Annotated in this window: 7 protein-coding genes and 1 pseudogene; 4 read left to right on the forward strand and 4 right to left on the reverse strand. The window is 45.2% G+C overall.

The features are described 5' to 3' along the window. Positions 1 to 594 precede the first annotated feature (594 nt). Complete coding sequence (locus V7R35_RS12860) at positions 595 to 1,563, forward strand: integron integrase (protein ID WP_334015274.1); 969 nt, start codon at positions 595 to 597, stop codon at positions 1,561 to 1,563. Positions 1,564 to 1,604: 41 nt separating this feature from the next. Here the strand turns inward: V7R35_RS12860 and V7R35_RS12865 are convergent. The 3 genes and pseudogenes from V7R35_RS12865 to fadB form a co-directional block, all read right to left on the reverse strand. Continuing rightward, positions 1,605 to 2,932, reverse strand: a pseudogene (locus V7R35_RS12865) (IS4 family transposase). A gap of 130 nt (positions 2,933 to 3,062) precedes the next feature. After that, on the reverse strand, positions 3,063 to 4,226 hold the full coding sequence (gene fadA, locus V7R35_RS12870) for an acetyl-CoA C-acyltransferase FadA (protein WP_071816941.1): 1,164 nt from the start codon (positions 4,224 to 4,226) through the stop codon (positions 3,063 to 3,065). 18 nt (positions 4,227 to 4,244) lie between these two features. Further along, positions 4,245 to 6,395, reverse strand: a complete 2,151-nt coding sequence (fadB, locus tag V7R35_RS12875) for a fatty acid oxidation complex subunit alpha FadB (RefSeq protein WP_334015276.1) — start codon at positions 6,393 to 6,395, stop codon at positions 4,245 to 4,247. 587 nt (positions 6,396 to 6,982) lie between these two features. Here fadB and V7R35_RS12880 point away from each other — a divergent pair. From V7R35_RS12880 to V7R35_RS12890, 3 genes are all read left to right on the forward strand, one after another. Next, positions 6,983 to 9,013: a transglycosylase SLT domain-containing protein gene (locus tag V7R35_RS12880; RefSeq protein WP_438823479.1), complete on the forward strand. Its 2,031-nt coding sequence runs from the start codon at positions 6,983 to 6,985 to the stop codon at positions 9,011 to 9,013. A gap of 208 nt (positions 9,014 to 9,221) precedes the next feature. Further along, positions 9,222 to 10,541 carry a Xaa-Pro dipeptidase gene (pepQ, locus tag V7R35_RS12885; protein WP_334015279.1) on the forward strand — a complete coding sequence of 440 codons (1,320 nt, stop codon included), beginning with the start codon at positions 9,222 to 9,224 and terminating at the stop codon, positions 10,539 to 10,541. Positions 10,542 to 10,744: 203 nt separating this feature from the next. Further along, the gene (locus V7R35_RS12890; protein WP_334015281.1) at positions 10,745 to 11,461 is read left to right on the forward strand and encodes a ZIP family metal transporter; all 717 of its coding nucleotides are present in this window, start codon (positions 10,745 to 10,747) and stop codon (positions 11,459 to 11,461) included. 206 nt (positions 11,462 to 11,667) lie between these two features. Here the strand turns inward: V7R35_RS12890 and ispB are convergent, their stop codons facing one another. After that, positions 11,668 to 12,642 (reverse strand): octaprenyl diphosphate synthase, encoded by a 975-nt coding sequence (ispB, locus tag V7R35_RS12895; protein ID WP_334015282.1) that lies wholly within the window; start codon positions 12,640 to 12,642, stop codon positions 11,668 to 11,670. Between the last annotated feature and the right edge of the window lie 602 nt (positions 12,643 to 13,244).

Here is a 13,244-nt window from a genome sequence, read left to right on the forward strand (position 1 = left end):
AATTTTTTTGTTATGTGCCATTACTAAAGACAATCTCCGTTTGCGCAGCTAGTAATTAAAACTATAAGCCAAATCGCCACCAAAGTTAGAAAAAGGTACGTGCTAACAACTAAAATTTTAAAAACCTTGCTTGGATACCGTATTTTAGAGAGCGATACCACGCCAATAGAGGGTAGAAAGAAGGCAAGAATACCGTTTGCAACGTTTGCTCCTATCCAAAACTGTGTTTGGATAACGAGCCAGGAGCCAATTAACGGAACCGAAACGGCTATAGCAAAAAATTTTAAGTTTCTTACTTCCATTTATTTTTCAATTTCCGTTGGCACATAACAATTTAATCGTCCCCAAAACGGGACGATTTCCCGAACCGGAACGGGGTTTTTGTCCGTTTGAGCTATGTTAAGACTAAACCATAAGTTACCGCAATTACTATTAAATTTCACGTTGGTGTTTTTTGCTCAAAGATTAAAAACACCAAATCGGTGTGCAGGTGAATTTGGGGTATTTCATGCGTTTTTATGCTTAAAACTGGTGCTATGGTCAGTTATTTGAAAAATATTTTTTAAATAAACTGCTTCTACTTAGGAGCAGACCATGAAATCAACCTTTATCCAAACGCTTTATGATCACATGATGATGAAGCGTTATGCTAAACGCACTATTCAAACCTATCTTAACTGGATTAGCGACTATATTCGCTTTCATAATTTTCAACATCCCAAAGACTTAGATTCTGTGCATGTTGAAGCGTATTTAACGCATTTATCTACAAGGCGAAAGAACGCGCGTTCAACACAGGCTACTGCACTCAATGCGTTGGCATTTTTATATAACAAGTACCTTGACCAACCGCTACCAGAAGATATGAATTTTGTTGGAAGTGGGCGAGAACGAAAACTGCCTGTAGTGCTTACTCAGCTTGAGATAAAAGCGCTGCTGGGTCGAATACCTACCAATCATTATTTAGCGGTAGCATTGCTATATGGCAGTGGGCTTCGGTTAATGGAATGCACGCGTTTGCGAGTGGGCGATATCGACTTCGATTATAAATGCGTGCGTATTTGGTTTGGGAAAGGCGGTAAACATCGCGTGGTAACCTTATCGGAAGCGCTGCTCCCACTGCTAAAAAATCATATCAGTGAAAGTGAAAAGCTGCTTGCTAGAGATTTATTGGTGCCGGAGTTTGCTGGTGCTTGGATACCTCATGCGTTAAGAAAGAAATACCAGCAACGCAATAAAACTATTGAATGGCAGTATTTATTTCCCGCAGCAAAGCTAAGCGTCGACCCTGAAAGTAAATTGTTGCGAAGGCATCATATCGACGAAAAGCAAATACAAAGGGCTGTTACGCGGGCAGCAAATGATGCAGGCATTATTAAGCATGTCACTCCTCATACGCTAAGGCATTCTTTTGCTACGCATTTGCTTCAGTCGGGGGCAGATATAAGAACTGTGCAAGACCAACTTGGTCATGCCGACGTGCGCACTACACAAATATATACGCATATTTTACAGCAAGGCGCGAATGGTGTGGTAAGTCCGCTGTCTAGCCTGGTTTTTTAACATAGGCAGACAACAAAAAAGGGCCCGAAGGCTAATGCCAGTCAGTTAAGCTGACTGGCATTTTTCTTTTTGGCGGGGTACTTACTCGGTTTGGGTTTAACACATCGTGGATATAACCTATCCTCTCGCCGTGGCGGGAGCACATAGTAAGTCAGTTGATTGATAAGATTTTCATACAATACGGGCAGCTTCCCGGGGCTTGTAAGCCCTGTTGTTAGAAGGAATGCAATCACTGCGCTAGAACACCCGCTGAAGCTTAGTTGATTAGGCCAGATACCTTTGCGTGAAGCGGCTTCAGTCATTGCTACTCGTATTAAATTATAAGCCAGCAGTAATCCCCATAACTCTTGTTCAACCATGTCAGGCCGTTTACTTCTAAGCGTGTATTCACTGTTCAATAATGTCTGCTTCATTTCACGATACCCTAACTCTATCTCCCAGCGATGACTATATAAGTCTACAATCTCGTCACTGGGATAACGCATCACATCGGTAAGTGATGTAAGCATTCGACACTCTTTTCCCTTAATTTTCTTCGTAATTAGGCGCGCTTCAATTTCATTGGGAAGCGTGGCGAGCTTCTTTCTCGCTTGAGGTGTGGTTGTTAGTTTTACCCGCTTATCTACACGGCTATAACTCTCTAATACATCAAACTGGAGGCCTTTTTTGGCGGGTATCATCCAGTGCCTTTCTTGTCCTTCACTATGCCATTGGTGGAGTAAACCCAACGAATAAAAACCACGGTCAAACATAGTGAGCGAGTGGTTAGGCGTGCCTTTAATTAGCTGTTCTGCTAGCACCATCTCGTTAGACTTATACTTGTCAAATACACTGTTTATAAGTTGATGACTTGTCAACTCCATCTGGCAGACCATACGAATCTGAGGAAAAGCTGTATCGCCATATTGTGTGCTGCCAGAGCCATATTTTTCTCGATTCTCCGCAGTATCAGCCGTTCGCCATACGACCCCATCGACACCAAGTAAATTCAGGCCGTTCCATGTTTCGAATTCACTCTGTTGATACCAATGTTTGCCATCTTTTTAAATGACTGTTCAACGGCCTCAGTTCCTAGACGCTGCCGCGCCTGAACCATAGCGCTTGGCGCTACCAGCGGAGCTTTACCGGGCAATGCAATATCCATCTTAGTAGCAATATTCCACACTGATTCTTGCCTAAAAAGACTCATTCCCATGACACACCACATTACGGACTCAAGCGGTAAGCGACGCTTTCTAACGGTTGCCACACCAGCTTCAACAAAGGCCTCATCGATAATTGAAGGGTCTAAGAAAGTTGAGAGCTTTTCAAATGAGTGAAACTGTGTACTGGCGTTGAAAGCAGTATCTAACGCTGTTTTGATATCCATAAAAAAATCCGATGGCAAATGCTCATCGGATTTTTACATCTATAAAAGATCGGTCAACCGATCGCTAAAACATTTCTTAACTGATCGGCATTAGCCCGAAGGCCCTTTTAAAAACTAAGCAGTTAAACGCTTATACACGCTCAAATACGGTAGCAATACCTTGGCCTAAACCAATACACATAGTCGCTAAGCCTAGGCTTACGTCTTGTGATTCCATTAGGTTGATAAGCGTACCCGAGATACGTGAACCAGAACAACCTAGTGGGTGACCAAGTGCAATCGCACCACCGTTAAGGTTAATCTTAGTATCTAGGTGGTCCATCCAACCAAGTTGCTTAATGCACGATAGTGCCTGTGCTGCGAACGCTTCGTTAAACTCAGCAAGTTCAATATCGTCCATGGTAAGGCCAGCACGCTTAAGGGCTTTTTGTGTAGCCGGAACTGGGCCGTAACCCATAATTGCCGCATCACAACCAGCCACTGCCATCGAGCGAATTTTCGCACGCGGCGTTAAGCCAAGCTCTTTTGCACGGTCTGCTGACATAAGCAGCATAGCTGATGCACCGTCAGACAGCGCAGAAGACGTACCGGCAGTAACGGTACCGTTTACTGGGTCGAACACAGGGCGAAGTGCCGCCATGCTCTCAGCAGTGCTCTCTGGGCGTACTACTTCATCGTAGTCAATTAGCTTTAATACGCCGTTTGCATCGTGACCTTCAACAGGCACAATCTCGTTAGCCCAGCGGCCTTCAAGGTGTGCTTTGTGCGCTAGTTGGTGCGAACGTGCACCAAATGCGTCCTGTTGCTCACGAGTAATACCGTTTTGGCGGCCAAGTAGCTCGGCAGTCATACCCATCATGCCCGACGCTTTCGCCGTGTACTTGGCAAGACCTGGGTGGAAGTCGATGTTGTAGTTCATCGGTACGTGACCCATGTGCTCAACACCACCAATCATGTAAATGTCACCACGACCGCTCATGATGCCGCTTGTTGCATCGTGAAGGGCTTGCATTGATGAACCACATAAACGGTTTACCGTTACCGCGCCAGTTGTGCGTGGAATTTGTGTTAGTAGTTGCGCATTACGTGCAACGTTGAAGCCTTGTTCTTTAGTTTGCTGAACACAGCCCCAAATGATGTCTTCAATTTCCGCTGGGTTTACGCCAGGGTTACGCTCTAGTAGCGCGGTCATTAGCGCAGCAGATAGGTCTTCTGCACGCACATTTCTGAAAACACCGTTTTTTGAACGACCCATTGGGGTACGTACGCAATCGATTACGACCACTTCTTTCATTAGTTTTTCCTCCGGGTCTTATGCGAAATAGGATTTACCAGAAGCGGCCATTTCACGAACGCCGTCTGAGATCTGATAAATAGGACCAAGTTCAGCGTACTTGTCTGCCATAGCAACAAAGTTCGCCAAGCCAATGGTTTCAATCCAACGGAAAATACCACCGCGGAATGGAGGGAAACCTAAGCCGTAAAGTAGCGCCATATCTGCTTCAGCTGCGCTATCTACAATGCCTTCTTCTAGGCAGCGAATTGCTTCGTTTGCCATAGGGATCATAAGGCGTGCAATAATGTCATCTGCTTCAAAGTCTGTCTTTTCAGCTACGTGTGGCGCCATTAGTGCGTAGGCTTCTTCAGCAGGTGTTTTAGACGGCTTACCGCGCTTATCAACACCGTAGTTGTAGAAACCTTTACCGTTCTTCTGACCTAAACGTTCTTCTTTGTAGAACAGTGTTACAGGGTCGTTGTCTAGGCGAGCCATACGCTCTGGAATACCCGCTGCCATTACGTCTGCTGCGTGATCGCCAGTGTCGATACCTACAACGTCCATTAGGTAAGCTGGGCCCATTGGCCAGCCGAAGATTTTTTCCATCACTTTATCAACGGCAACAAAGTCAGCACCGTCGATAAGAAGCTTACTGAAGCCCGCAAAGTATGGGAACAATACGCGGTTTACCAAGAACCCTGGGCAGTCGTTAACCACAATTGGGGTTTTGCCCATTTTAAGGGTAGCGGCTACTACAGCATTGATGGTTTCTTCTGATGTTTTTTCGCCACGAATAATTTCAACAAGCGGCATGCGGTGCACTGGGTTGAAGAAGTGCATGCCACAGAAGCGCTCTGGCTTGTCTAGGCTTTCAGCTAGCTGGTTGATAGAGATAGTAGAGGTGTTTGAAGTGATGATAGCGTCGTCCGCTACATTGTCTTCTACTTCTTTAAGCACAATACCTTTTACTTTCGGGTTTTCTACAACCGCTTCAATAACAAGGTCTGCATCTTTAAGCGTGCTGTACTCAAGGGTAGGGGTGATAGCGTTAAGTGTTTGCGCCATTTTAGTCGCATCAACTTTACCGCGCTTCATCCCTTTACCAAGAATTTTTGCTGCTTCTGAAAGGCCAAGGTCTAGTGCACCTTGGTTAATGTCTTTCATGACTACCGGTGTGCCTTTCACAGCGCTTTGGTATGCAATACCGCCACCCATGATGCCTGCACCTAGTACAGCGTTAAGTTTAGATTGCTTAGTCGCCGCTTTCGCTTGCTTCTTACCTTTGCTCTTAACTAGCTGGTCGGCAAGGAAAATACCAATTTGTGCTTTCGCAGCGTCGGTTTTCGCAAGCGCTACAAAGCCTTCGTTTTCAAGCTTAAGTGCGCCGTCACGGTCTAGGCCAGCTGCTTTTTGTACTGTCTCAACCATTTTGTGCGGTGCTGGGTAATGTTTACCAGCTTGTGCAAATACCATGGCTTGAGCAGTAGAGAAGCTCATCATAGCTTCGTTTTTGTTTAACTGTAGTGGGGCTTTCTTAACCGCACGACGAGCTTGCCAGTCAAACTTGCCTTCTGCAGCGTCTTTCACCATTGAAAGTGCGCCTTCAACAAGTGCTTCTGGTGCTACAACTGCGTCAACCGCGCCTTCAGCAAGAGCTTTCGCGCCTTTTCTGTCACGGCCAGTGGTCATCCACTCTAGCGCGTTATCTGCACCAATTAGACGAGGTAAACGAACCGTACCACCAAAACCAGGCATTAGGCCAAGCTTAACTTCTGGTAAACCAATTGAAGCGGTAGTGTCTGCAACACGCATGTCACACGCCAATGCCATTTCACAGCCGCCGCCTAGTGCGAAGCCGTTAACTGCAGCGATGGTAGGGAAAGGTAAGTCTTCGAAGCGGTCGAATACTTGTGAAGTATTGGCAACCCAGTTTAGTACTTCAGCGTCTTCCATGGCGAATAAGCCAGTGAACTCGGTGATATCAGCACCTACAATAAATGCAGGTTTTGCGCTGCGTACTACTAAGCCTTTAACGTCGCCTTTGGCTACTAGGGCTTTTGTTGCTTCGTCAAGTTCGCTTACCGTTTGGCGGTCGAACTTGTTTACTGAACCTTGGGCGTCGAATACCAGCTCAGCAAAGCCGTCATCTAACAGGCTGACGGAAAGACTTTTGCCTGTGTATATCATTATCATCTCCTTCGGCATTGGCCAGGATGTTAGTGAATTAATCCAACTAAATTGTAGGGTCGTACTCAAAACACTAACGCGTTAGGGTGGCTAAATTCTTGATGAAGCCACACAGAATTTCAAAGAAAAAATTCAAACAGCTGTTTCAATTTGTCTTAAGGTAGTGGTCGGATGACTTAAATTCAAGAGCAAATAGTGAATATAAGCTTCATTTAGGTTTTGGTGATTGTATAATGAGCGTTATTGACGCAAAGCGCCAATCCAGCATAAAAATATTCAACAATCATCAAAGGCTATGTTTGTAAACCATAGCTAACGACAGCTGGCACAGCATCTTCTTTTGGCATGGAGCCAAGCCGTTAACGGGGCAAGTATTCTATTGCATTGTGCTAAACCGTTAACGAGCAAAGTGTTGCCTACGTGCATCACTATTTTAACAACTCTACTTATCATCGTAGTGCCATTACGTGATGGGTTTGAGTTTTGTTCAGGGTAGGAGTTTCATTGTGTCTAGATTTATTTTTACAAAACGGCCTTGGCAGAAAATAAGGTCATGCGCTCAACCAACTGCTAATGCCTTAAGCGTATTGCGCAGTGCGCTAAACGCATGGCTTAGGGCGTTTGTATGCGTATCAGTTTGTCTATTTTCCTCTGTTACCGCTTTTGCATCTTCGTCGTTTTCATCCCCAGCGCTTTCATTACCGGCCGACATATACAAAGAAGAGCGTGAGCGCTTTCTTGCCGTTGAGAAAAAGTTGCTTACCTACTCGAAGCGGCGCTTAGACCAGCTAGACGATGAAATCTACGCACTGGCCGATTACCCCCTTTATCCTTATTTGCTGCGTTTGAAGCTAGATCGCACAATATCTATTCGCAATAAGCGCGAAGTTGCTCAGTTCTTACAAGACTTCAATGGCCAGCCAGTAAGTTACGGCCTGCGCTATAAATGGCTTAACTATTTGGCGTCCCGCGATTACCAAGGCACATTTCTAGACCATTACCGCGAAGGCATGGGGGCTAAGCTTACGTGTACTGCGCTTAACTATCGCCTAGATCAAGGCGACAGTGAACAAGACGTGTTGGCCAGAGTAGACGGGCTTTGGCTTCACGGGGAATCACAACCCGACGAATGCGACCCGCTTTTTGCGAAATGGAAAAAAGCAGGAAAAATGACACCTAACAGTGTTATTGGTCGCATTGAAATTGCAGCTAAAGCAGGCAATAGACGTATTATTCCGTATTTAAAACGCCAGCTACCAACCAATCAGCAATACATTGCCGATGCATGGCTTCAGGTTACAAAAGATGCCAGTCGCGTTCGTCAAAGCCGTTTGTTTCCGCTTAAAAACAAGCCTTATGAAGTGAATATTCTGGTATGGGCCATTGAGAAGTTAGCATGGCGAAATCCAGATTTGGCCGCTGAAGTATTTGAAAATTACAATGCAAACGGCTTGTTTAGTAACGCCCAGCAGCACGTTATGCGCCGAGCTATTGCATTAAGCTATACCATTGACCGACTGCCCCAAGCGCAAGAATGGCTGCAAAAAGCAGATGTTGACGGAGCTAGTGATGACGTAAAACTGTGGCACGTGGCGCACTTGTTACGCGTAAAACAGTGGCAGCAAGTTGTAGATGTAATTAACAGTGCACCGTCGCACTTGCAGCAAGAAGAAAATTATCGATATTGGAAAGCGCGAGCGCTCGAAGCATTGGGCCAAACCATGCAGGCTACGGTGTTATACAGTGAACTTGCACAAGAGCGCCATTACTACGGCTTTATGGCCAGTGCACATATTGGGGCCACGCCTAATTTATCGCATGTGCCTGCCCCCAAAAACGCGCAAGCGATGCAAAGCGTTGCTAATACCCCAGCAACAAAGCGCGCTTTAGAGTTTTTCCGGTTACAGCGAAACACCGAAGCGCGCAGAGAATGGTTTTATTTGTTGGCAAATTTGCCCGAGTCGAAGGTAACCGATGCAGGCATTTTGGCTTACGAATGGGGCTTATACGACCAGGCTATTTCAAGCTTTGCGCGAAGTGGTTATTGGAATGACGTTGAGCGCCGTTTTCCACTGGCGTTTAACGATGTTTTTACTGAAAAGTCGCAAGCGCACAATATTTCAAAGTCATTAGCGATGGCCATTGCGCGTCGCGAGAGCTCTTTTAGAACCGATGCTATCTCATCGGTTGGTGCAACGGGCTTAATGCAGTTAATGCCGGGAACGGCCAAATATGTTGCCCAGCAAAAGGTTACGCGCAGCGCGTTATTTAACGCTAACGATAACATTGAGTACGGCGTGCAGTACTTACGCTACTTAATGGATAAGCTAAATAACAACCCTGTATTGGTATCGGCGTCGTATAACGCAGGTTGGCGGAAAGTATTGGAATGGTTACCGCAAAACGAGGCGTTGCCCGTAGATATATGGATTGAAAATATTCCGTATAAGGAAACCAGAGCCTATGTGAAAGCGGTTATGGCTTATCAACATATTTACGACCAGCAGCTTGGCAGTAACGAGAATATATTTCCGCAGTTAACCCAAGACATGATCCCTTCGGCCGAGGCCGTGAGTACGCATCCGGTAACCGGCACGCTACAGCTAGCGCCTAAATAGGCAAAAGCGCTGCGTTAGCACAAAACAGAAAGTGTGGGTTATGGTAAGCGGGAGATATGAAGAGCGTGGTAAAAACGATAAGTTGACACTTTCCCACGTGCAGCTTGTGCTAGGGTGATATAACCCGTTTCATGAGCGTGTTACACTGACAAAAAACAAACAAACCATCTAACGACGATAAATTAATTACAAAAGAAATAGAGGGGCTATGTCGCAACATCAAGCAACGTACCAACAGCACATCGATGAATTACAAGCGCGTACGCGTGAAGCTTTACAGCGCGAAGGTTTAGACGGGTTAGTAATTCACTCAGGGCAAGGGAAGCGATTATTTTTAGACGATAATCACTACCCATTTAAAGTTAACCCGCAGTTTAAAGCGTGGGTGCCTGTAATAGATAACCCGAATTGCTGGCTGGTGGTAAATGGCGTTGATAAGCCCACATTAATTTTCTATCGCCCTGAAGATTTCTGGCACAAAGTACCGCCAGAGCCGAACGACTTTTGGACCGACAGTTTCGATATAAAGCTACTTCAGCAGGCTGATGCTGTTGAAAAGCTACTGCCATACGACAAACAGCGCTTTGCTTATATTGGTGAATACATTGAGGTCGCTAAAGCGTTGGGTTTTGAAAACGTAAACCCAGACCGCGTCTTGCATTACTTGCACTACCAACGCGCGTATAAAACCGACTATGAACTTAACTGCATGCGCGAAGCGAACAAGCTTGCAGTAGCGGGTCATAAAGCCGCCGAACAAGCATTTCGCGAAGGTAAAAGCGAGTTCGATATTAACCTTGCTTACGCAACAGCATGCAGACAAGGTGATAACGACGTGCCATATACCAGCATTGTTGCGCTAAACGAACATGCTGCAATTTTGCATTACATGCAGTGTGACACCGTAGCGCCAAGTGAATCTCGCAGTTTCCTTATTGACGCTGGCGCGAATTACAACGGATATGCCTCAGATATTACGCGCACATACAGCCAGAATTCAGCGCTTTTCAGCGACTTGATAACCGCTGTGGACAAGGTGACATTATCGTTAGTCGACGCCCTTAAACCAGGCGTGGCCTACCCAGATATTCATAGACTTGCCCATGAAGGCATTGCGCAAATCCTTCACGATACTGGCATTGTAAACCTAGCGCCTGCCGATATTGTTGAAACGGGAATTACTCGTACCTTCTTCCCGCATGGCATTGGCCACTTTTTAGGCCTGCAAGTACACGATGTAGGTGGCTTGGTAAATGACGACAGAGGCACACCTAAACCTGCACCAGAGGACCATCCGTTCTTGCGCTGCACACGTGTAGTTGAACCGCGCCAAGTGTTTACCATCGAGCCTGGATTGTATTTTATCGACAGTTTACTGCGCGACTTAAAAGCAACACCATCGTCGAAGTACATTAACTGGGATACCATTGATGCGTACAAACCATTTGGTGGTATACGTATTGAAGACAACATTATTGTGCATCGTGACAAGAACGAGAACATGACCCGCGAGTTAAAGCTTGACTAATTTTTAGGTAAGCGTGAATGATGTAAAAGAGCAGCTTAGGCTGCTCTTTTTCGTTACCTGCGGTAACACGCCGCGATTACGAACATCTCAACTCTCTCTGAGTGGGTAATTATCTATGCGGACTGGTATTACTTATAAACCAATGATGCCGTGTGTAGTAATCAATAGGGAGATGTAAAAGCAATGATTAGCAAGGAGTCGTTATGCCACAAGGCGATATTGTAGGTTTATTAATAATGGCAATGGTGGCTGGTCTTGCTATGCCCGCAGGCGCCATTTTAGCGACGTATCATGGCATTCAGCCTAAGTGGCTAGAAAAAGAGCTACGGCATGGCATTTTAGCGTTAGGAGCAGGAGCGCTAATTTCGGCGGTGGGACTTGTACTTGTACCTGAAGGCATAAAAGACGTATCGGTATTGGCGGCCATAATGTGCTTTGTTGGCGGTGCCTTAGCTTTTATGGCCCTTGATATTTACTTAGCGAAAAAGAAAACCGCGGGCAGCCAGTTAGCCGCCATGCTCAGTGATTTTGTGCCTGAGTCTATCGCCCTTGGGACTACGGCAGCATTAGGCGGTGGCACTATGTTGTTAGGCCTATTAATTGCGGTTCAAAATCTACCTGAAGGGTTTAATGCCTACAGAGAGATGTTGCCCAAAAACAAACAGCGTAGCAATAAACTCATTTTTATCTTTGTTTTGATGGGGCTACTTGGCCCCTTATTCAGTTTGCTAGGCTTTTATTATCTAGCCGAATTCCCAGTAGTTATGAGCGGGATCATGTTGTTTGCAGCAGGTGGTATCCTTTATTCAGTGTTCCAGGATATTGCTCCGCAAATTCGCATGGAAAATCACTGGCTTCCTCCACTTGGCGGTATTCTTGGCTTCTTAGTAGGCCTGGTCGGCTTTATGCTTGAAGGGTAGCTTTTTAAAAATGCGCTTAGCCTAAACATTTGTTTTCATGATGAATCAGCGCAGAGAAAGTTCTCTATTGAAATGGCTTATTAGAGCTTCTAAAACATTTTGTGTATCGACAGGTTTGAAGCCTATGTTTAAGTGCTATGCAAGTTTTACCCACCAAAAAAAAGCGTGTTGGTTGCAACACGCTTTTTCATACCATCAGTCGGTAATTAGCTCGTACGCTCAACTGAAATATGTGCCAGTGCAATAAGCGCTTCTTTATATTCAGAGTCTTCTATAGCGTTGAGGCTATCAATGGCCGTTTGCACTTCTTTTTGTGCACATTCACGTGTGTAGTCCAAAGCGCCGGTTTCTTCCATAATGCCTTGAATACGCGATAAGTGTGGGAGGCCATTACTTTGTTCAATGGCTTCTTGAATAAGCGCTTTGTCGTCGTCATTTTTTGCGTGCCACATAGCGTAAAGTAATGGCAGAGTAGGTTTACCTTCAGCTAAGTCGTCGCCAGCATTCTTGCCCATTTCTTCGCTGTCAGCCATGTAGTCAAGTATATCGTCGGCTAACTGAAAGGCCGTGCCTAAGTGCTTGCCGTATTCTTGCATAGCGCGTTCAATGTGTTCATTTTGGTCGGTCAAAACAGCGGCTAATTGTGTAGCAGCTTCAAATAAACGGGCTGTTTTACCGTAAATAACGTCAAAGTAGCGTGCCTCAGTGGTACTAGCGTCATTACAGTTCATTAGCTGAAGTACTTCACCTTCGGCAATTTGGTTAGTTGCCTCTGATAAAATTTCCATAACGCGCATGCGCTTAAGGCTTACCATCATCTGAAATGAGCGAGTGTAAAGAAAATCGCCTACCAGCACTGACGCTTGATTACCGAAGATAGCATTGGCCGTCTCGCGGCCTCTGCGCATGGTCGACTCGTCAACCACGTCGTCGTGAAGCAGAGTAGCGGTATGAATGAATTCTACAATGGCTGCCAAGGTATGATGATCGTTATTGTCTATGCCCATAGCACGCGCACTAAGTACGGTTAGCAATGGGCGCAAGCGCTTACCACCACTGTTTACTATGTAAAAACCAAGCTGATTAATAAGGGCAACTTCAGAATCTACTTGCTGTTGAATCAGTTGGTTAACCGCCTGCATGTCATCGTTAGACAGGTTGCGGATTTGATCTATATCCATAGGCATGGCAATAAATACTTACTCTTTACGTCTTGGCAATATTGGGTGCGATTGTACCTTAATCATTTGTACTATCCACCAAATTGTCTTAAAAAATGATGGCTTAACCGCTTTACAGTATGCGGTGGCATTAACAAAAATAACAACACGTGTAAAAAACAGTGTTATAGCTGCTCTTTTGGTTTCATATTTTTATGTATTCGCAAACATTATTGTAATTATAGGCACTGTTTAGTTTTTTTCTGCTTAAAGCGCCATTTGTCATAATTATTTTAAAGTTACGATAGCCAACATATTGTTAAGTATTGCTTTTGAGTACCAGAAAGCGGTAAACAAAACAAAAATAAGCTGCGTTGATAACAGCATCCGTATTGAGCGGCTTTTGTGTTTTTTATAAACCAATACGCACTCGTTAAATGGGATCTGAACACGCCAGATCGCAGATCGCAGATGCGAAAGTGTTAGCCGATCGCAAAATTTCCCTAATTTTTTACGCTATTTATCGCTTTAAAAGCTGCATCAAATGGGCAATTCAGGCATAATTCGCCCCATGTTGGAAAAATAATCATTTTTTCTGCGAATCGGGCTTGTGATTTACGGAT

Source organism: Alteromonas sp. S167 (assembly GCF_036864375.1).
Taxonomy (GTDB): domain Bacteria; phylum Pseudomonadota; class Gammaproteobacteria; order Enterobacterales; family Alteromonadaceae; genus Alteromonas.

Excerpts from the sequence above, each read along its gene's own strand:
- fadB (WP_334015276.1), bottom strand. The coding sequence starts at position 6,395 with ATGATATACACAGGCAAAAGTCTTTCCGTCAGCCTGTTAGATGACGGC.
- V7R35_RS12890 (WP_334015281.1), top strand. The coding sequence starts at position 10,745 with ATGCCACAAGGCGATATTGTAGGTTTATTAATAATGGCAATGGTGGCT.
- ispB (WP_334015282.1), bottom strand. The coding sequence starts at position 12,642 with ATGGATATAGATCAAATCCGCAACCTGTCTAACGATGACATGCAGGCG.
- V7R35_RS12860 (WP_334015274.1), top strand. The coding sequence starts at position 595 with ATGAAATCAACCTTTATCCAAACGCTTTATGATCACATGATGATGAAG.
- fadA (WP_071816941.1), bottom strand. The coding sequence starts at position 4,226 with ATGAAAGAAGTGGTCGTAATCGATTGCGTACGTACCCCAATGGGTCGT.
- pepQ (WP_334015279.1), top strand. The coding sequence starts at position 9,222 with ATGTCGCAACATCAAGCAACGTACCAACAGCACATCGATGAATTACAA.